The organism is Glaciibacter kafniensis, from assembly GCF_039538945.1.
Classification (GTDB): Bacteria; Actinomycetota; Actinomycetes; order Actinomycetales; family Microbacteriaceae; genus Cryobacterium; species Cryobacterium kafniensis.
Map to the genome: position 1 here is coordinate 44,094 of NZ_BAABCN010000015.1, position 19,451 is coordinate 63,544.

21 protein-coding genes are annotated in these 19,451 nt (G+C 66.7%); 17 read left to right on the forward strand and 4 right to left on the reverse strand.

Annotated features, from left to right (window positions below):
• The first annotated feature begins 56 nt into the window (after window positions 1–56).
• Window positions 57–725 (forward strand): cyclase family protein, encoded by a 669-nt coding sequence (locus tag ABD791_RS18055; RefSeq protein WP_345069267.1) that lies wholly within the window; start codon window positions 57–59, stop codon window positions 723–725.
• A gap of 17 nt (window positions 726–742) precedes the next feature.
• Window positions 743–1,291: a helix-turn-helix domain-containing protein gene (locus tag ABD791_RS18060; RefSeq protein WP_345069268.1), complete on the forward strand. Its 549-nt coding sequence runs from the start codon at window positions 743–745 to the stop codon at window positions 1,289–1,291.
• Here ABD791_RS18060 and ABD791_RS18065 read toward each other — a convergent pair.
• Window positions 1,288–1,731: an NUDIX hydrolase gene (locus ABD791_RS18065; protein ID WP_345069269.1), complete on the reverse strand. Its 444-nt coding sequence runs from the start codon at window positions 1,729–1,731 to the stop codon at window positions 1,288–1,290. The two genes, ABD791_RS18060 and ABD791_RS18065, sit on opposite strands and share 4 nt — an antisense overlap.
• Window positions 1,732–1,843: 112 nt before the next feature.
• On the opposite strand from ABD791_RS18065, the gene ABD791_RS18070 reads away from it, so the two are divergent.
• Entirely contained in the window at window positions 1,844–3,229 is a 1,386-nt protein-coding gene (locus ABD791_RS18070) for a glycine--tRNA ligase (RefSeq protein WP_345069270.1), read from the forward strand.
• A 320-nt stretch (window positions 3,230–3,549) separates the two neighbouring features.
• On the opposite strand, the gene ABD791_RS18075 is transcribed toward ABD791_RS18070, so the two are convergent.
• Entirely contained in the window at window positions 3,550–4,149 is a 600-nt protein-coding gene (locus ABD791_RS18075) for a GNAT family N-acetyltransferase (protein WP_345069271.1), read from the reverse strand.
• 102 nt (window positions 4,150–4,251) lie between these two features.
• Between ABD791_RS18075 and ABD791_RS18080 the strand changes: the two genes are divergently transcribed.
• Window positions 4,252–5,331: an alanine racemase gene (locus tag ABD791_RS18080; RefSeq protein WP_345069272.1), complete on the forward strand. Its 1,080-nt coding sequence runs from the start codon at window positions 4,252–4,254 to the stop codon at window positions 5,329–5,331.
• Between the two features lie 42 nt (window positions 5,332–5,373).
• Here ABD791_RS18080 and ABD791_RS18085 read toward each other — a convergent pair whose 3' ends face one another.
• The gene (locus ABD791_RS18085) at window positions 5,374–6,774 is read right to left on the reverse strand and encodes a glutamyl-tRNA reductase (protein WP_345069273.1); all 1,401 of its coding nucleotides are present in this window, start codon (window positions 6,772–6,774) and stop codon (window positions 5,374–5,376) included.
• A gap of 129 nt (window positions 6,775–6,903) precedes the next feature.
• On the opposite strand from ABD791_RS18085, the gene hemE reads away from it, so the two are divergent.
• The 13 genes from hemE to ABD791_RS18150 all read left to right on the forward strand — a co-directional run bounded on the left by hemE (window position 6,904) and on the right by ABD791_RS18150 (window position 18,633).
• Complete coding sequence (hemE, locus tag ABD791_RS18090) at window positions 6,904–8,067, forward strand: uroporphyrinogen decarboxylase (RefSeq protein ID WP_425562271.1); 1,164 nt, start codon at window positions 6,904–6,906, stop codon at window positions 8,065–8,067.
• The gene (locus ABD791_RS18095; protein ID WP_345069275.1) at window positions 8,064–9,683 is read left to right on the forward strand and encodes a protoporphyrinogen/coproporphyrinogen oxidase; all 1,620 of its coding nucleotides are present in this window, start codon (window positions 8,064–8,066) and stop codon (window positions 9,681–9,683) included. Before hemE ends, ABD791_RS18095 begins: the two co-directional genes overlap by 4 nt.
• Before the next feature lie 24 nt (window positions 9,684–9,707).
• A complete protein-coding gene (locus ABD791_RS18100) occupies window positions 9,708–10,103 on the forward strand; it encodes a hypothetical protein (protein ID WP_345069276.1) in 396 nt (131 codons plus the stop codon).
• 130 nt (window positions 10,104–10,233) lie between these two features.
• Window positions 10,234–10,626, forward strand: a complete 393-nt coding sequence (locus ABD791_RS18105; RefSeq protein WP_345069277.1) for a hypothetical protein — start codon at window positions 10,234–10,236, stop codon at window positions 10,624–10,626.
• Window positions 10,627–10,655: 29 nt separating this feature from the next.
• Complete coding sequence (locus ABD791_RS18110) at window positions 10,656–11,189, forward strand: phage holin family protein (RefSeq protein ID WP_345069278.1); 534 nt, start codon at window positions 10,656–10,658, stop codon at window positions 11,187–11,189.
• Window positions 11,179–11,553 carry a hypothetical protein gene (locus ABD791_RS18115; protein WP_345069279.1) on the forward strand — a complete coding sequence of 125 codons (375 nt, stop codon included), beginning with the start codon at window positions 11,179–11,181 and terminating at the stop codon, window positions 11,551–11,553. The genes ABD791_RS18110 and ABD791_RS18115 overlap by 11 nt, the downstream gene beginning before the upstream one ends.
• A gap of 69 nt (window positions 11,554–11,622) precedes the next feature.
• Window positions 11,623–12,381 (forward strand): hydrogen peroxide-dependent heme synthase, encoded by a 759-nt coding sequence (hemQ, locus tag ABD791_RS18120; RefSeq protein ID WP_345069280.1) that lies wholly within the window; start codon window positions 11,623–11,625, stop codon window positions 12,379–12,381.
• On the forward strand, window positions 12,381–13,523 hold the full coding sequence (locus ABD791_RS18125; protein ID WP_345069281.1) for a ferrochelatase: 1,143 nt from the start codon (window positions 12,381–12,383) through the stop codon (window positions 13,521–13,523). Before hemQ ends, ABD791_RS18125 begins: the two co-directional genes overlap by 1 nt.
• The gene (hemC, locus tag ABD791_RS18130; RefSeq protein WP_345069282.1) at window positions 13,520–14,569 is read left to right on the forward strand and encodes a hydroxymethylbilane synthase; all 1,050 of its coding nucleotides are present in this window, start codon (window positions 13,520–13,522) and stop codon (window positions 14,567–14,569) included. The genes ABD791_RS18125 and hemC overlap by 4 nt, the downstream gene beginning before the upstream one ends.
• Window positions 14,566–15,342 carry a uroporphyrinogen-III synthase gene (locus ABD791_RS18135; protein WP_345069283.1) on the forward strand — a complete coding sequence of 259 codons (777 nt, stop codon included), beginning with the start codon at window positions 14,566–14,568 and terminating at the stop codon, window positions 15,340–15,342. The genes hemC and ABD791_RS18135 overlap by 4 nt, the downstream gene beginning before the upstream one ends.
• 69 nt (window positions 15,343–15,411) lie before the next feature.
• Window positions 15,412–16,401: a porphobilinogen synthase gene (gene hemB / locus ABD791_RS18140; protein ID WP_345069284.1), complete on the forward strand. Its 990-nt coding sequence runs from the start codon at window positions 15,412–15,414 to the stop codon at window positions 16,399–16,401.
• Window positions 16,398–17,753, forward strand: a complete 1,356-nt coding sequence (hemL, locus tag ABD791_RS18145; RefSeq protein WP_345069285.1) for a glutamate-1-semialdehyde 2,1-aminomutase — start codon at window positions 16,398–16,400, stop codon at window positions 17,751–17,753. Before hemB ends, hemL begins: the two co-directional genes overlap by 4 nt.
• Before the next feature lie 280 nt (window positions 17,754–18,033).
• Entirely contained in the window at window positions 18,034–18,633 is a 600-nt protein-coding gene (locus tag ABD791_RS18150; RefSeq protein ID WP_345069286.1) for a hypothetical protein, read from the forward strand.
• 4 nt (window positions 18,634–18,637) lie between these two features.
• Here ABD791_RS18150 and ABD791_RS18155 read toward each other — a convergent pair whose 3' ends face one another.
• A complete protein-coding gene (locus ABD791_RS18155) occupies window positions 18,638–19,447 on the reverse strand; it encodes a hypothetical protein (protein WP_345069287.1) in 810 nt (269 codons plus the stop codon).
• Window positions 19,448–19,451 lie beyond the last annotated feature (4 nt).

Genomic DNA, 19,451 nt, shown 5'->3' on the forward strand with positions numbered 1-19,451 from the left:
GATGGTATGGCCCGACTCTAGACGGGAATATGACTGAGATGCAATAGTTATTGCCCATGAGGATAGAACGCATCGTGGATCTCTCGGTCGTGCTGAGAGAGGGAACGCCCGTGTATCCCGGCGACCCGGAACCGCACTTCACCGTGCACAGCACGATCAAGACGGATGGCTTCAACCTGCTGAGCGTGCAGATGGGATCGCAATCGGGAACGCATGTCGATGCTCCCTACCATTTCGATGAGACGGCACCCAAGCTCGATGAGCTCCCGCTCGATCGATTTCTCGGCCCCGGTGTGATCGTTGACGTGCGTGGCATTGCGCCACGCACCGCGATCACCTGGGATCGCATCGCGCCGGTGGCAGACCTTCTCGTACCGGGAAGCATCGTCCTCCTGCACACCGGATGGAGCCAGTACTTCGGGTCGGCTGCTTACTACGACAACCCGTATCTCGACGCGGATGCCTGCCGTCGACTGATCGAGCGGGGAGTTCTCACCTTCGGTATCGACGCCCTCAACATCGACGAAACGCCCGATGCCACGCATCCCGGTGTCGGCTACCCTGTCCACCATCTCATCGCGGAGGCGGCCGGCGTCATTGCCGAGAATCTGACAAACCTCGATTCGGTCGACTTCGCCGACCCGCTGATCTCGCTGCTTCCACTGGCGTTCGAAGGAGCGGATGGCGCGCCCGTGCGGGCGGTTGCCATTAAACTCAATCCGTAAACGGACGGACGGATGCAGTGACCAACCAGGTTCAGATCGGGGCGCGACTTCGCGCGGCCAGACTCGCACGCGGTCTCACCCTCGACGCGGTCGGAACAGCAGCGGGCATCAGTCAAGGATTCGTGAGCAAGCTCGAACGCGACCAGGTTTCGCCCTCGGTCGCCACGCTTGTGGCGATCTGCGACGCGGTGGGAATCAAGGTCGGATCACTCTTCGAGCCTCCGCCGTCACAGATCGTGCGGGCCGGAGCGGGGTCTCCGATCAACTTCGGCGGCCAGGGTGCCGCCGAGTTTCTCGTTACCCCCGGCAACCAGACCGACCTCGAGGTCATTCAATCTCTGATCTCCCCGGGCGGTTCGGGCGGCGCCGACCTCTACTCGCTCGACTGCGACATCGAGTTCGTGTTCGTCATCCGTGGAACCTTGACCGTCGTGCTCGCCGACGATGAGCACGAGCTTGGCCCCGGCGACGCCATGACCTTCCGTGGTCGCGACCCGCATACGTGGCGCAATTCCTCCCTGGTCGAAGACTGTGAAGTCATCTGGGTGCTGGTTCCGGCGACCTAGTCGATCAACCCACGCTCGGCGAGCAACCTCAGCACCTCGGCACCGGCCGGCGGGCAGCGGAACAGGTCGGCCGTGGTCGCCCAGTGCAGGGCGCTGACCTCCGCCGACGGCTGAGGGTCGGCATCCGTCTCTGCAGCAAACACGCGCATGCGCACCAGGCGCCCGTCGGGTTCACCGTGAGCCTGAATCGCCACGGTGAACATCTCGGTCAGAGCGGCGGGGTCGAGCCGCAGCCCGACTTCCTCCCACGCCTCACGCGCGGCACCTTCCGCGGCCGTCTCACCGGCATCGATCTTGCCGCCCGGCATGAAAATCACGTCGCGGCCGCGGGCGGTGACCATCAGCACTCGCCGGTCACGGATGAGGGCGATCGCCGCCACCAGGATGTCGGGAAGCGAGCTGCTGGGCTGTGCGGAGTCGGGAACGGTCGTCGAGGTCATCTCTCCATTCAACTCGATCAGCAAACGCTGATCAGCACGCACCCAGGTGGATCGCTAAACTGGCCTGATCCCTGTTTCTGGCTTTAGCCACCTCTCGACCATTGGAGCCACCGTGGCCGCACCCTCCCGCCTCGATTCCGTCATTGCCCTCGCCCGCCACCGCGGGTTCGTCTTTCAGGCTGGTGAAATCTACGGGGGCTCGCGTTCAGCGTGGGACTACGGACCCCTCGGCGTCGAGCTCAAAGAGAACATCAAGAAGCAGTGGTGGCGTTTCATGGTCACCTCGCGCGATGATGTCGTCGGCCTGGACTCCGCGGTGATTCTGCCGCGCAAGGTCTGGGAGGCATCGGGCCACGTCGAGGTCTTCAGCGACCCGCTGGTCGAGTGCACCAGCTGCCACAAGCGTTTTCGCGCCGACCACCTGATCGAAGAGTTCGAAGAGAAGAAGGGTCGCACGCCCGAGAACGGACTCGACGACCTGCCCTGCCCGAACTGCGGAAACCGCCACATCTGGACCGAGCCGCGCGCCTTCTCCGGCCTGCTGAAGACCTACCTCGGCCCGGTCGACGACGAAGCCGGCATGCACTACCTGCGCCCCGAGACCGCACAGGGCATCTTCGTGAACTTCGCCAACGTTCTGCAGGCGTCGCGTCAGAAGCCGCCGTTCGGTATCGGCCAGATCGGCAAGAGCTTTCGCAACGAGATCACTCCAGGAAACTTCATTTTCCGCACGCGCGAGTTCGAGCAGATGGAGATGGAATTCTTCGTCGAGCCCGGCACTGACGAGACCTGGCACGAGTACTGGCTTGAGCAGCGCATGGGCTGGTACACCGGCCTCGGCATCAATCCAGAGAACCTGCGCTTCTTCGAGCACCCGGCCGAGAAGCTCTCGCACTACTCCAAGCGCACCGTCGACATTGAGTACCGTTTCGGCTTCTCTGGCAGCGAATTCGGCGAGCTTGAGGGCGTGGCGAACCGCACCGACTTCGACCTCAAGACGCACTCGGAGGCATCCGGCAAGGACCTCTCCTACTTCGATCAGACGAAGAACGAGCGTTGGTTCCCCTACGTGATCGAGCCCGCAGCCGGCCTCACCCGCTCGCTGATGGCGTTCCTCGTCGACGCGTACGACGAAGAAGAAGTGCCCAACGCAAAGGGCGGCGTCGACAAGCGCACCGTGCTGCGCCTCGACCCGCGCCTGGCCCCGGTCAAGGTTGCGATCTTGCCGCTGTCACGCAACGAAGCCCTGTCGCCGATGGCGCGCGAGCTCGCCGCGAGCCTGCGTGAATCGTGGAACGTGGACTTCGACGACGCCGGCGCGATCGGCCGCCGCTACCGCCGTCAAGACGAGATCGGCACCCCGTTCTGTGTCACCGTCGACTTCGACTCGCTCGACGACCAGGCCGTCACCGTGCGTGATCGCGACAGCATGAAGCAGGAGCGCGTGCCGCTCGCCGACCTCTACGTCTACCTGGCCGAACGGCTGCGGGGCGCGTAACTCGCCCCTGTACTGAAGCAGTACCGAAAAACGGATGCCGACCTGCAGCTCGCAGGTCGACATCCGTTTTTGCGTCACTCACTTCGTTGATCGAGGAGCAGCCGACGAAGGAGGCCGCGTCTATGAGGCAAATGACCACTTCGTTGATCGAGGAGCGCGCGAGCTTGCGAGCACGCGTCTCGAGATCTCGCGAGCCAATCCTTGAACTCGGGTTGAATTCGAACATCGGCTCGCGAGGTCTAACGCACGCGCAGTTCGGTGGTGCTGACCACGCATTTTCAGAACCGCACCCTGCCGCTCGTGCAGATCGCGACCGGCTCCTAGATCTCGTCTTCCCACTCGCGCCGCAAGATCGCGTAAATCGCCAGATCGCTCCAGGCGCCCTTGAAGATCTCGCTCTCTCTGAAATAGGCCTCTTGGCGCATGCCGAGTCGTTGGCAGAGAGCGACGGATGCCGTGTTGTGCGGATCGAGGCGGGCGAACACCCGGTGCGCACCGATCTCGCCGAAGGCGAGTTCGAGCAGTGCCCTGGCCGCCTCTGTGGCGTAGCCCTTGCGTTGGTGGTCGGGGTGAAAGACCCAACCGATCTCGATCTGGGCGTTCGGGCCGCTGGCCAGAAACACGCTGAGGTCGCCGATCACTGGGCCGGACTGACCGTCGGCCCCCACGAGTTCCACGCCCAAGACCAGCCGGTCGTTGTCGTTCTCGATCTGGGTGAAGCCCGCGCGTTCGAGTGTGTGCTCCCGGGATTCCTCGTGATTGCGCAGTGGCCACGGCAGAAATTCCACGACCTCGGGAATCGACTGATAGGCGAACACGTCGTCGATATCATTCTCGGTCAGCGGGCGCAGAAGCAGGCGATCGGTGCGGATCGGGTGCGCGCTGAACGGCAGCGTGGTCAGGCCAGTGGGTGTCGTCATGCGTGAGCCCCCGCTCATTCGGTCGGTCATGGCCAGCCTACGAGACGACCCGGTCGACTCGCATCCTTGCCCGACCACCGCCGGCGCTGAAAGATGGGAGACATGAGCGGACTTGTGGCGAACGCACCAGACACCCCTTTTCTCGCAGTCGACCTTGAGGTGATGAACCGCAATCTGGAGCGCACGGCGACGAGCGCAATCGAGCGCGGCCTCGCTCTCCGGCCGCACGCGAAGACCCACAAAGTGCTCGAAATCGGTCGTCGTCAACTCGAACTGGGGGCCGTGGGACTGACGGTGGCCACGGTGGCAGAGGCCGAGGTGTTCGCGGCGGCGGGGTTCGACAATCTGTTCATCGCCTACCCGGTCTGGGCCACCCCGTCGCGAGCGGCGCGGCTGCGCGCGGTGGCAGAGCGCGCGACGGTCACACTCGGGGTCGATTCGGTCGAAGGCATCGCTGAGTGTGCGGCGGGGCTCGCGGGCAGCGGCGTGCGGGTCATGATCGAGGTCGACAGCGGTCATCATCGCAGCGGCGCGCAGCCGACTGAAGCCGGTGCCCTTGCAGCTGCGGCAGTTCGATCCGGACTGCAGGTGGCCGGCGTCTTCACCTTTCCCGGGCATGGCTACGCGCTGGGCGGGAGGGCGCAGGTGGCCGGAGAGGAAGCCGACGCGATCACGCGCGCCACCGCGTCAATCGAGCACCTCGGCATCGATGTTGCAGTGCGCAGCGGCGGTTCGACCCCGACCATGGCGGATGCCGATTCGAGCGTGCTCACAGAACTGCGTCCGGGGGTCTACGTCTTCAACGACGCTCAACAGGTCGAGCTGGGCAGCTGCACGTGGGCTGATGTCGCGCTCAGCGCGCGGGCAACCGTCGTGAGCCGGTCGGGACAGAACGCCATCGTCGATGCCGGCAGCAAGGTTCTCGGCGCCGATCAACCCCGCTGGGTGACCGGAGGGGGTCGCCTGCCCGACTACCCGGATGCCCGGATCGTCGCCATGTCTGAGCACCACGCGACGGTCAGGTTCCTAGACAACACACCCCCGCCGCCGCGCGGAACCGTGGTCAGGGTCGTCCCGAACCATGTCTGCAGTGCAGTGAACCTCGCCGACGAGCTCTTCGTCGTGCGAAACGAGACGGTGATCGACAGCTGGGTGGTCGCGGCCCGGGGCGCGAACAACTAGCTCTCGAGAGAAGCCGAGCTCTCGAAAGAAGCCGACGTCGTCCTAGCTCGAGTCACCGGCAAAGCCGGAATTGACCGCGACGGATGGCGCAGACTCTGACCCAGGGGGTGCGGCATCCGTTCGCTCCACCTTGAGTCCGAAAACGGCGTCGAGGCCATCGAGGAACGCATCGTGCTCACCCTCGCGGGCGAGTTCGCGCGAGCGCACCATCGGAGTGTGAAGCAGCACGCCGACCAGGTGTCGCAGGGCGGCCTCGGTCTGTGTGCTGTTCTCGTCGCGCCCCCGCGCCCGTTCGATCTCGGTTTCGAGAATCTCGAAGACGTGGCTGCGCAGGGCCACGACGGCCGGTGCGAGACTCTGCTCGCTCGTGACGGCGGTAAAGGTGCGGGCGGCCTGCGTGACCAGGGCGCGGGCTTCGCTCGTGGCGTTGAGCTCCTCGAGCGGCGCGTGGATGCGGATCGTCTCGAGATCGAGCAGGGCGACTCCGGCGAGTTCGGTCACGTTCGGGTCGACGTTGCGGGGGAGGCCGAGGTCGATGATCAGCTGGTGGAACACGGTGTTGGCCGGGGCGGGAGACGGTGCGATCGGGCAGAGCCGGAGCGGCTGGTCGTCGGCGGAGGCCGCAGCCTGACCGAGCTGGTGGCGACCGGTTCCGAGCAGCGCCGCGTCGACGACGTGGTGGTCAGCCGTTGTGCACGTGACGATGAGGTCGGCCTGTGCGGCTTCACGGGCGAAGTCGGCGTCGGCGACGGCCTCGATGTTGTGGGAGGTGGCGAACTTTTCAGCGCGGCCGGACGGCGAGTAGACGCGCACGTTCTCGGAGCCGCGGTCACGCAGGGCGGCCAGGGAAGCCCCGGCATAGCGGCCGGTGCCGACGAGCAGCACCCGGGCGCTTGCCCAATCGGTGACTCGGCTTGACGCGAGTTCCAGGGAGAGACGCACGAGCGAACGACCGGCCGCACCGATGCCGGTGCGGTTCTTGACGCCGCGGGAAGTCTGGGAGGCGCGCTGAAACAGGCGCTCGAGCTCGGGACTGGTCGTGCCATTGACGCGAGCCTGTTCGAGGGAGCGGCGCACCTGGCCGGCGATTTCACCCTCACCGACGACGACCGATTCGAGTCCGCTCGTCACCGCGAAGAGGTGCTCTGCGACGCCGTTGCCGTGCACGAGGTGGAGGGTTTCGCGCAGCGTCGACGCCAGAACGCCGGTGCTCTCGCTGACGGCGTCGATGGCCGCATGGATGGCCGGAATCGGCGAGACGCCGAAGGGTTCGTCGAGATCGAGGTAGGCCTCGAAGCGGTTGCAGGTGGCGACGATGATCGCGCCGTTCAGCGGGCCGTGACGCTCGAGCATGCTCTCGGCCGATGCCCCGGCACCGACAGACAACTTCTCCAACACATCGAAGGAGGAGTTCTTGTGACTCGCGGACAGACAGATCAGCACCATCAGATTCTACGTCTTGTAGTATCAACAGCCGAATCGGGGTGCAGCCTCCGCCGAGTGCCGGGGCGGGGACGTCGAAATATTCGTCGCTGAGCCAGACGCTCAGCGATGTTTGACAGAATCAAGAGCGTGAACCTTGACGCGCAGCATCCTCTCTCCAGCGGTCTCACCGCCGACTCCCGCCTGGTGCGGGCCTACCAGGGCACCAGGCCTGACGTGACTCCGGTCTGGTTCATGCGTCAGGCCGGCCGATCGCTGCCGGAATACCGCGAGCTGCGCGTCGGAACCCGCATGCTCGACGCCTGCCTCGACCCGGCCATGGCCAGCGAAATCACCCTGCAGCCGGTGCGCCGCCACGGTGTCGACGCCGGAATCTTCTTCAGCGACATCGTCGTTCCGCTCAAACTCGTCGGTGTCGACGTCGAGATCGTCGCCGGCAAGGGCCCGGTGCTCGGCACCGCGGTACGCACCGGAGCGGATGTCGCCACCCTCACCACGCTCGACCCGGCCGTGCTCGACTCGGCACTCGCTCCCATCCAAGAGGGCGTCGCCCGCACGGTCGCCGAGATGGGCGCGACGCCGCTGATCGGGTTCGCCGGAGCACCGTTCACCCTGGCCGCCTACCTCGTCGAGGGAGGGCCGTCGAAAGACCACATCCACGCGCGCACCCTCATGCACTCCGACCCCGAAGCCTGGGCTGCCCTGATGGCGTGGACCGCCGAGGTCACCGGCCGCTTCCTGCGCGCCCAGGTGCTGGCCGGTGCCAGCGCGGCGCAGCTGTTCGATTCGTGGGCCGGGGCGTTGCCGCTTGCCGACTACACGACCCACGTGGCCCCGGCATCCGTTGCCGCGATCGGCCACGTCAAGGATCTCGGCTACGTCGAGCGTTCCGCCGATGCCGCAGCCGACCCGGTCGAGGTGCACCGCAGCGTGCCGATCGTGCACTTCGGCGTCGGTACCGGTGAACTGCTCGCTGCCATGCACGATATCGGCGCCGATGTGGTCGGAGTCGATTACCGGGTGCCGCTCGATGAGGCCAACCGGCGACTCGGCGGCGGGGTTCCACTGCAGGGCAACGTCGACCCCGCGCTCCTCGCCGCTCCCTGGCCGGTGCTCGAGGCCCACGTTCTCGACGTGCTCGAGCGTGGTCGCACCGCCCCTTCGCACGTGTTGAACCTCGGCCACGGGGTTCCGCCGGACACCGATCCGGCCGTGCTCAGCCGGGTCGTCGAACTCGTGCACGAGGCGAGCGCTGCCGACTCTGCTGCAGCCTCCGCCGCATCCGCAGAATGAACGCGATTCGCATGATCGACGTCGTGGTGATCGGCGGCGGCGTCGCCGGCCTGGTCGCCGCGCGGGAGTGCGCGCACATCGGCTTGACGGTCACCATCATCGAGGCGACGGATGCCGTCGGCGGCGCCGTCGCCTCCCACGAGGTTGCCGGGCTGACCCTCGATAGCGGGGCTGAGAGTTTCGCCGTACGCCGGGGTAGCGTGGCCGATTTTGTTGCCGGCCTCGGCCTGACCGAACAGATCGTTGCCCCGAATTCGGCTGGCGCCTGGCTCTGCTTGCCCGCCGACCGCCGGACCAAGAAATCGGCCGCTCGGTCAGGACAGGCAGACGGCCACGCGTCGGCGACTGCGCCGGCCGGCAGCGGTGTGCTCTGCGTCCCGTTACCGAAGACCGGGGTGCTCGGCATTCCCGCCTCGCCGCTCGCCGACGATGTGCGACGGGTGATCGGCTGGGGCGGCGCCTGGCGCGCCTACCTCGACCGAGTCATGCCCGTGTTGAAGATCGGTCGGGAAGAGAGTCTCGGCGACCTGGTCGAGAAGCGCATGGGACGACGGGTGCTGGAACGCCTCGTCGAACCGGTCGCGTCTGGGGTCTACTCCGCTGCCGCCGCCGATCTCGAGGTTGACGTCGTCGCGCCGGGGCTCAATGCGGCGTTGACGACCACCGGATCCCTCTCTGGCGCCGTGCTCGCCCTCCGCTCGGCGGCCCCGGCCGGTTCCGCCGTCGGCGGACTCCGCGGCGGGATGTCGAGTCTGGTCACCGCGCTCGTCGCCGACCTGCAGCATTTCGGCGCCGAGATCGTCACGAACCAGACGGTGACGCAGCTCGCACGGGCGGGAACCGACGAGAAACCAAGCTGGACCGTCACCACCGGCGCCTCGGCGCCGCCCGAGAAGGCGCACTCCGACGAGGCGCCGGTGCCTGGTGCGGTGCCTGGAACGGGGGCCGACGCGGTAGCCGACGCGGCCACTGCCCCGACCACCGCCACGACGCTCTACTCCCGCTTCGTCATCGTCGCAACGCCGGGGGCATCCGCTCTCGAGCTGCTGGCGCCCCTCGGCGAGGACTTCGCTGCGCTCACTGAGCTCGACTGGCCGCATCCCGCCGCCGTCGAACTCGCCACCCTCGTCATCGATGCGCCCGCCCTCGACGCGCAGCCGCGCGGCACCGGCGTGCTCGTGGCCGCCGGCACTCCGGGCGTGAGCGCGAAAGCCCTCACCCACGTGAGCGCCAAGTGGGACTGGGTGGCCGAGGCCGCCGGCCCCGGTCGCCATGTGGTCAGGCTCTCCTACGGCCGGTTCAACGAAGCGAACCCGGCCGACGCACTCAGCGACGCCGAGTTTCAGGCGTTGGCGGTGCGCGATGCGTCGATCATCCTGGGCGTCGATCTCGATCCGGCCGCCGTGCGCGGTTTCGCCCGCACGCCGTGGCGCAACGCACTTTCTCCGGCGACGCTCGGCGCGCGCGACAGAAACCGGCAGGTGCGCGAGGTGGTCGAGGCTGTGCCAGGACTGGAAGTGACCGGAGCCTGGTTGGCCGGCACGGGATTGGCGTCGGTGATACCGGATGCGCTCACTGCGGCGGCTCGCACCCGTCACGCCGCGCTCGGCTTGTGACGGCATTCGACGGGACAATCGATCATGGACACTTCAGGCATTTCAACCGGGCCGCGCTGGCTGAACGCCTATCTCGCGCTCCGCGCATCCCGCCCGGAATTCTGGCTGACGCTCGCGCTCGCCGCTGAAATCCTGGGGATTGTCTCGGGTGCGGCGCAGTTCAGCGCGGGCGGTGCGATCGGCGCAGCCCTGCTCTCGATCGTGCTGCTCTGGCCGATCCGTCGCGGCGTGCTCTTCGCCTGGCACCTGTTCTTGTTTCTGCATTGGGTGCAGCTCGCCCTGATCGCGGTCTTCGCGCTGCTCGTCGCGATTCTTCCGACGGGAGACTTCAGTGTCGATTCGGTCGGCGTCGTCGCGACGGCACTCGCCCTCTGGGCCGTGTCAGCGAAGTGCGTCAGGCCCGTGCCGCGACAGGCCTAGGCCGGGCCTCGCCGTGGTGCGCGAACGGCGAATTGCACGCGGCGAGACGTCATTCGAAGACACCCGTCATGTTCCTGCGACGGCAAGGGGGATACGCTGGGTTCACCGAACCTGACGGAATGGAGTCACAATGCGGGGAAAGCTTCTGTTCATCACGGGTGGACTGGTCGGTTATGTGCTGGGAGCACGCGCCGGGCGCAAACGCTACGACCAGATTGCCGCTGCGGCGAGTGACCTGTGGAATGCGGAGCCGGTGCAGCGTCGGGTGACGATAGCGCGCGATTTCACGCTCGACGCCGTCGGCGACCTGCCCGTCGTGCTTTTCAACGCCGGAAAAAAGGTAGTCGAGAACGTGCAAGGCAAGAAGTCGGCAACGGATGCCGCCGGCCCGGCCTCGAAGACCGCGTCGAAGCCTGCCGCGAAGCCGGCCTCGACGTCTGCGTCGAAGCCTGCAGCGAAGCCGGCCTCCCAGACCGCACCGAAGTCAGCCGCTGACCCGGCATCCGAAAACTCTTCGTTCTAGTCGTTGCATCGCACCGGGAAGGCACGCTTGTGAGTACCAGTGAACCAGGCAACAGCGCACCGAATTCCGGCGCACCGAGTTCCAGTGCACCGAGTTCCAGTGCACCGAGAAACAGCGCACCGAATTCCAGCGGACCGAGCTACAGCGTGCCGTACGGCGGGTTCAACCCGAAACGCAAGCGGGGTCTGTTCGGGCTGATCAGCGACGTTCCCGGCCAGATCTCGACTCTCGTGAAGGCCGAGATCGCAGCCTTCATGGCCGAGATCAAAGACAAGGCGAAGGTTCTCGGACTCGGCATCGGACTCTTCGTCGTGGCGGGCGCCTTCGCGTTCTTCGCACTGGGCGTTTTCGTGGCGCTGGCCGTGATCGCCCTGGCGCTGGTGCTGCCGCTCTGGCTGGCAACATTGATCGTCGCCGTCGTGCTGCTTCTGATTGCCGTGATTCTGGTTCTGATCGGAATCAATCGGGTCAAGGTCGCAACGAAGCAAGATCCAGACGGGATCGCCGCAAGCATCCATCACGATGTCGAGGCTTTGAAGGGGGTTGGCGACTATGGCCACTGAACGACCCGACCAGGCTCGACTGAGCACGACGCGACCGGGCACCGACCCGTTCGTCACTGGCGCACCTGCTACCGCCGGCACCGACCTCGCCGCCGCGCATCCCACCCCTGAGAAGCCGAAGAGCAAGGCCGAACTGCGCGCCGATGCCACGCGTGCCAGGGCCGAGCTCGCCGGCACCCTCGACGCCATCGAGCTGAAACTCAACCTTCCGTATCAGGCACGGCTGCGGGGGCGTCGATTTCGGATGGGCGCGCGCAAGCTCCAAGACGACAACCCGCTCGCTGTCGTGGGTCTTCTGGCCGGAGCCGTCGCCGTCGTCAGCGGAACCGTCTGGCTCGGCGTGCGGGCGATTCAGCGCCGCTGAGCAGCAGTTCTCCCACTCGCCGACAGAGCTGTTTTTGGTGCTAGCCCGAAAGCGGGAGAGACTAGGAGCATGACTCACCCGGCTGCCGGAGAGGCAGTAAACACCACTCAGGCCAACACCTCCACCGATGCATCGATCGATGCGCCAGAAGCGTCGCCGCAGGGGTTCACCCTGTTCGCCGTTCTGCGCAAAGACCCGGCGAATCCCGATGACCTTGACGGCCGCGATGTTCCGCACGCGGTCAACGAGCTCGACGACGTGATCGCACTCGTCGAAGCCGAGGGCGTCACCGTGCGCGGCTTCTACGACGTCTCCGGCCTGCGTGCCGACGCCGACGTCATGATCTGGACCCACGCCGACGAGGCCGAAACCCTGCAGTGGGCCCACCGCGAGCTGCGACGCACGCGCCTGCTCAAGAGCCTGCTGCCCACCTGGAACGCGATGGGCGTGCACCGCGACGCCGAGTTCAACAAGAGCCACGTGCCCGGATTCCTGCGCGGAATCGAGCCCAAGAACTGGATGACGGTCTACCCGTTCGTGCGGAGCTACGAGTGGTACCTGCTTCCGGAGGCCGAGCGCAGCAAGATGCTGGCCGACCACGGCCGCAAGGGCGCCTCCTTCCGTGGCGCCATCGCCAACACGGTTTCGGCCTTCGCACTCGGAGACTACGAGTGGCTGCTGCCGATCGAGAGCGACGACCTCACCGAGCTCGTCGACCTGATGCGTGAACTGCGCGCGACGGAAGCCCGCCGTCACGTGCGCGAGGAGGTCCCGTTCTACACGGGACGCCGCGTCACCCTGGCCGAACTGGTGGAGGTGCTGCAGTAGTGACCGAGTACGACGCCATTCTGCTTGCCGGCTTTGGTGGTCCAGAGGGCCAGGACGACGTGATCCCGTTCCTGCGCAACGTCACGCGTGGGCGCGGCATCCCTGAGGAACGCCTCGAAGAGGTGGCTCACCACTACCGTCACTTCGGTGGCGTGAGCCCGATCAACAACCAGAACCGTGCGCTCAAGGCGGCTCTGGAGACCGAACTCGCCTTTCGCGGCATCGACCTGCCGGTGATCTGGGGTAACCGCAACTGGACGCCGTACCTCGCCGACGTCATCACCGAAGCACATGAAGCCGGTCACAACCGCCTCATCGCCATCGCCACCAGCGCCTATAGCTCCTACTCGAGCTGCCGCCAGTACCGCGAAGACTTCGCTGCTGCCCTCGCCGACACCGGCCTCGACGGCACTGTGCAGATCGACAAGGTGCGCCAGTTCTTCGACCACCCCGGCTTCGTGCTTCCGTTCATCGAGGGTGTGAAAGAGGGCCTCGCCGAGGTGCAGGCCGCAATTCCGGGCATCAACCTGCAGACCGAGGTCGAGGTTCTGTTCGCGACCCATTCGATTCCGTCGACGGATGCCGCCAAGAGCGGTCAAGACCTCAGGGACCTGGATGCCGACGGGCAGCCGGTGCGTCGCTACGGCGACGACGGCGCCTACGCCGCGCAGCACCGGGCCGTCGCCGAGGTCGTCATGGCCGCGGCCACGCCGTCCGCCGAGCAGCAGCCCGCCTGGCAGCTGGTCTACCAGTCTCGCTCCGGCCCGCCGAGCATGCCCTGGCTCGAGCCCGACATCAACGACGTCATCGCGACGCTGCCTGAGCGGGGCATCCGTGCCGTCGTGATCGTGCCGCTCGGTTTCGTCAGCGACCATATGGAGGTGCTCTGGGACCTCGACACTGAGGCCATCGAGACCGCCGCTGAAAACGGCCTGCACGCCGTACGCGTGCCGACGCCTGGCACCAACCCGGCCTACGTCAGCGGCCTGGTCGACCTGGTGATGGAACGCGTCAACGACGTACCGGTCGACGAGCGCCCCGCGCTGACCGAGCTCGGACCCTGGTACGACGTCTGTCGCCCCGGATGCTGTGAAAATGTGCGCCTCGGCTTCAAGCCGGCGCTGGCAGGAATGACACCATGAACGCACCGATCACCCAGACCCCGATTCGCGTCGGTACCCGGGGCAGCGCCCTGGCGATGGCGCAGACCACTGCCATCGCCAATCGCCTCGGTGCGGCGGCCGGCGTGCCGGTGGAGATCATCCCGATCACGACCCACGGCGACACCTCGCGCGAGTCGCTGTCGACCCTCGGGGGTACTGGGGTGTTCGCCAGCGCGCTGCGCGAGTCATTGCTCGCCGGTGACTGCGATGTCATCGTCCACTCTTTGAAAGACCTGCCGACCGGAGCTCACCCCGGCCTGGTCATCGGCGCAACGCCCAAGCGGGCCGACCCGCGCGATGTGCTCTGCGCGCGCGACGGCCTGACTTTGGCCACGCTGCCGGAAGGCGCCAAGGTCGGCACCGGTTCGCCGCGTCGTGTGGCCCAGCTGCGCCGGCTGCGACCCGACCTGACCGTGGTGGACATCCGCGGCAACGTCGATACCCGCCTGGCCTTCGTCTCCGACGGTGAACTCGATGCCGTGGTGCTCGCCGCCGCCGGCCTCGGGCGGCTGGGCCGCCTCGACGCGGTGGCCACCGACTTTCTCGACCTGTCGGCCTGGCCGACCGCTCCCGGCCAGGGTGCGCTTGCGATCGAGGTGCGTGAGGGCAAGCTCGACCGTGCTCTCACTGCGGCGTTGGCGGCAGTCAACCATTCGACTACTCAGACCGTGACCACCGCCGAGCGGCTCGTTCTGGCCGGCCTGGAGGCCGGCTGCGCCGCTCCGATCGGGGCTTCGGCCGAGATCGACGATGGGCTGCTGTTTCTCACGGCAACGGTCTACCGACCCGATGGCACGGAGCAGCTCACCGCTTCGCACGCGGCCACCCCGGAATCTCACGCGCTGGTCGATCTTCTCGACGCCGCGCACGATGTCGCCGAGCGCGTCGTCGCGGAGCTGCTCGCGAAGGGGGCGGCCGAACTTGCGCCGCTTCGAGCCGCATCTGGTGGTGGAGCCGAGCCTCTTGGTGACGGAGCGGTCGGCGAATCGTTGCCGGACAACATCTCTCCGGGCGGCACCTCATGACGAAGTCGGTCGAGGTCAAGCCGCTCGCCGGCTGGCGCGTGCTCGTGCCCAGAGGCGGCCCCTGGGGCGATCAGGTGTCGGCCAAGCTGCGCGCTCAGGGCGCCCAACCGGTTGTCGCCCCGATGATCAACTTCGCTCCGACCGACGACGCCCCGACACTCGAGGCCGCGCTGGAGCGCCTCGCCGCCGGAGAGTTCGACTGGATGACCGTGACGAGTGCGACGACCGTCGACGTGTTGTCGTCGCACCGGGTTGTGGTTCCACCCACCACCCGCGTCGCCGCGGTGGGGGAGACCACCGCTGCAGCGCTCATCGCAGCCGGCTACCAGGTCGACATCGTTCCCTCCGAAGACAACTCAGCGCGGGGCCTGCTTGCTGAATGGGAAGCGGCGACCGACGGCGTGATCCCGCTGCGCATCCTGACTCTGCGGTCTGAAATCGCCAAGCCGCTGTTGACTGAGGGCCTTCGCCGCATCGGTCACGATGTGCAATCGGTCGTCGCCTACCGCACCATCGGGGTGCCGGTCAGCGAGCAGGTTGTCGCCGATGTCGCTGCCGGGCGCCTGCACGCCGTGCTCGTCACCTCCGGCAGCGTGGCCCAGCAGGTGCAGGAGCAGCTCGGCCCGATCCCTGAGACCACTCTGGTCGCCTGCATCGGTCCGCGCACGGCGAAGGACGCGGCGGCCGTCGGCCTGCGTGTCGATGTCATCGCCGACGAGCGCAGTGCCGAAAGCTTGATCGACGCCTTGGTGCGGGCGGCGCGCGCATCCTGAGCGTGCCGAACGCCCACCTGAACGGCGGATGCGGCGGCGACACTCAGAGAGGCCGCATAGGCTTGAAGGGTGAATAGCCCCGTCATCCGCCCGCGACGACTGCGTGCCACCCCCGCGCTCCGCCGCCTGGCTAGCGAAACCCGCCTCCACCCCGCCGACCTCGTTCTTCCGCTGTTTGTGCGTGAAGGCACCGAGCATCCACTGCCGATCCAGTCGATGCCTGGCGTCGTGCAGCACAGCCTCGACAGCGCCCGCCGAGCCGTCACTGAGGCCGCAGCAGCGGGCATCGGCGGAGTGATGCTGTTCGGCGTTCCGTCGCACCGCGATGCGACGGGCACCGGCGCAACAGATCCAGACGGCATCCTCAATGTGGCGACCAGGGCCCTCGTCGCCGAGATCGGCGACGCTCTCGTCGTGCAGACCGACCTCTGCCTCGACGAGTTCACCGACCACGGCCACTGCGGCGTTCTCGACTCCCACGGCCGCGTCGACAACGATGCAACCCTGGTGCGCTACCGCGAGATGGCGCTGGCACAGGCCTCGGCCGGCTCGGCACTGCTCGGGCTGAGCGGCATGATGGACGGCCAGGTTGCCGCCGTGCGCGAAACGCTCGATTCCAACGGATTCGCCGACACCGCGGTGCTCGCCTACTCGGCCAAATACGCCTCGGCGTTCTACGGCCCCTTCCGCGACGCCGTCGAGTCGACTCTCGACGGCGACCGCCGCAGCTACCAGCTCGACCCGGCCAACCGCCGTGAGGGTGTGCGCGAAGCGCAGCTCGACATTGCAGAAGGCGCTGACGTCGTGATGGTCAAGCCGGCCGGCGGCTATCTCGACGTGCTCGCCGATGTCGCGGCGATGAGTGAGATTCCAGTCTGGGCATATCAAGTTTCCGGCGAGTACGCCATGATCGAAGCGGCTGCGGCGCACGGCTGGATTGACCGCCGCCGCGCTGTTGAAGAATCGGTGCTGTCGATCCGTCGCGCCGGCGCCGACGCAGTGCTCAGCTACTGGGCTGTCGAACTTGCCACCTGGCTCAACGAAAAGGATGCCCGATGACCTCCCACTCCGTGACACACAACGACGAGCTGTTTGAGCGCGCACAGCGGTCGATCCCCGGCGGAGTGAACTCGCCGGTGCGGGCATTCCGCTCGGTCGGTGGCACCCCCTTGTTTCTCGTATCGGCGCAAGGCCCCTACGTCACCGACGCTGACGGTCGTGAGTATGTGGACCTCGTCTGCTCGTGGGGTCCGGCGATTCTCGGCCATGCGCATCCGGATGTTGTGAAAGCCGTGCAGGACGCCGCAGCGCGCGGCCTCTCTTTCGGGGCTTCGACCCCAGCAGAGACTGAGCTCGCTGAGCTCGTCACCGCTCGCGTCGGCGCCGTCGACAAGCTGCGCCTGGTGTCGACCGGCACCGAGGCGACGATGACGGCCATTCGGCTGGCTCGCGGATTCACCGGCCGTGACCTGCTGGTCAAGTTCGCCGGTCACTACCACGGCCACTCCGACGGGCTTCTCGCCGAGGCCGGCTCCGGCCTGGCCACGCTGGCGATGCCCGGCTCGGCCGGCGTGACCGCCGCGACCGCAGCGCAGACCCTTGTGCTTCCCTACAACGACCTCGACGCCGTGCGCGCCGCGTTTGCCGCGCATCCCGGCCAGATCGCCGCTGTCATCACCGAAGCCGCCGCCGCAAACATGGGCGTCGTCGCGCCGAACCTGGGCTTCAACGCGGCACTAGCCGACCTGGTTCACGCGGAGGGCGCTCTGCTCATCCTCGATGAGGTGCTCACCGGATTCCGCGTCGGCGCCGCCGGCTACTGGGGTCTCGAGAACCTCGGCGAGGTGCGTTACACGCCCGATCTGCTTACCTTCGGCAAGGTCATCGGCGGAGGGCTGCCCGTCGCGGCACTCGGTGGGCGAGCCGACGTGATGGATTACCTCGCCCCGTCCGGACCGGTCTACCAGGCCGGAACGCTCTCCGGAAACCCCGTTGCCGTCGCGGCCGGCATCGCCACGCTGCGTGCCGCCGACGAGAGCGTCTACCAGCGCCTCGATGCGACAAGTGTGATCATCTCGGAGGCCGTCTCGGCTGCACTCGATGCCGAGGGTGTCGACCACCGTGTGCAGCGTGCCGGCAACCTGTTCAGCTTCGTCTTCGGACCGGATGCAGCCGCCAACGCCCCGCAGAACTACGAGGCGGTCAAGCGCCAAGAGGCGTTCCGCTACGCGCCGTTCTTTCACGCGATGCAAGAAGGGGGAGTCTCGCTGCCGCCGTCGGTATTCGAGTCATGGTTCGTCTCGGCCGCCCACGACGATACGGCGATCAGCCGCATCTTCGATGCCCTTCCCGCTGCGGCGCGGGCCGCCGCGGCCGCGGTGGATCCGGCTGCGGTGCCGGTCGCGAGCTAACGCCCTCCGGTCCCTTCCGCTCCCCGCGGCTCCCGCTCCCGCCGCGCCGTTTCTGGCGTTGCGCGGGTCGGGTGCCGCTGCGCTGGTCGGCCCCAGCGCGCGCGTCGGCGCCCGACCCGCGCGCCGGGTTTGACACCTGCGGTCGAGTTTCCCCGTTCTGCCGGGCAAACTCGACCGAAACAGTCAAACTCGGCTGGGTACGACGGCCTACCACCGAGCTCTCGTGCCTTTGTCAGATTCAGACACGGCGAATTGACCGGCGACCGGGCAGACTAGACGCATGACCTCTCTGCGCGTGCACCCCGATCGGCTTGAGATCCACCTGTCGCGCGCTGAGAAGACAATGTCCCTCCGGCGAGAGGACATCGTCGTGCAGCGGGAGAACATCCGTTCGGTCACAATCACCGACGACCCTTGGATCTGGATCCGCGGAATCAGAGCCCCTGGCCTCGAGGTGCCGCTCGTGATCGCAGTCGGAACCTGGAAGTTTCACGGCGGCAAGGACTTCGTCGCGATCAAGAGCAAGCGTCAGGCCGTCGTGATCGACCTCGTCGACGAGGAGTTCGCGCGCGTGATTCTGACCTCGCAGCACGCTCCCGACCTGATTGCCTCGCTTAAAATCACACCATCCGAATCCGATCCGTCCGAGTCGATCACGTCGACTGAGGCGACGAAGCCAGCCGCGTCGACCGAGAAGCCGGCCAAGCCGACCACGTCGACCGAGAAGTCGGCCAAGCCGGCTAAGTCGGCCAGAGCGCCCAAATCAACGGAGCCGACCAAGTCGACCGAGCCGACCACGTCGACCGAGAAGTCGACCAAGTCGGCCAAGCCGGCCAGAGTGCCCAAATCAACGGAGCCGACCGAGCCGACCGCGCACTGACGACTCAGCGCACCCCGCTGCGCGTGACGATCGTGAGCCAGGGGCCAGCCGGCACATCCTTTTCCTCGACGAACCGCCAATTGACTTTGTCGTTCTCACCGTTGATATCGGTGAAGCGCAGACAACCGTTTATCGCGGGGGAGACATCCATCCCCGCACCGTTGAACTTGGAGTTGGCCGGCCGGGCGTCGTTGGTTCCGAACACATAGTTGGCGTCGTCGTAGACGCCGGGGCCGGCATCCTCGACTTGGCCGTAGCAGGTCTGCCCACGCGAGGTGATCTGCACCCACCGGTTCTTCATCATGCTGGAATTGGGGTCGGCGGCGAGGGAGGTGTAGGCCGCCTCGTTCGCCCATGGGATAACGTCGTTTCGAATTGCCGCCGCATGCGGGTCATTCACGTCGTCAAACGGGAGATCCAGATAGAACGGGTTCTGCTGCGGCTTCATCGAGGTCGGAAAATAGCCGTTGCTTTTGGTTCGAACTTCTGTCTCACAGGTGTCGGCGATGATCACACCGTCGCATCCGCCGTAGCTCTGCAGCCACTGTGAATCGTAGGTCGAGATCACCTGGCTTCCGTCTGAGGCATTCGGATCGAACACCTCACCGACCCAGAATGTCGTCGCGACGATGCCGGTGTGCCAGGGGTACTGCCCGTTATTCATACCATTCCCTTCCAGGGATCGCACGACGAAAAGAGCACCGGCAGCGATCACCCCGACACCGGCGAGCACCCCGACGCCGAGGAGGATCCGGCGGCGGGTGACGCCGCCGGATCCTCCTCGGCGAGAAGCGTGAGGATGAGAGTTACTCACCGGT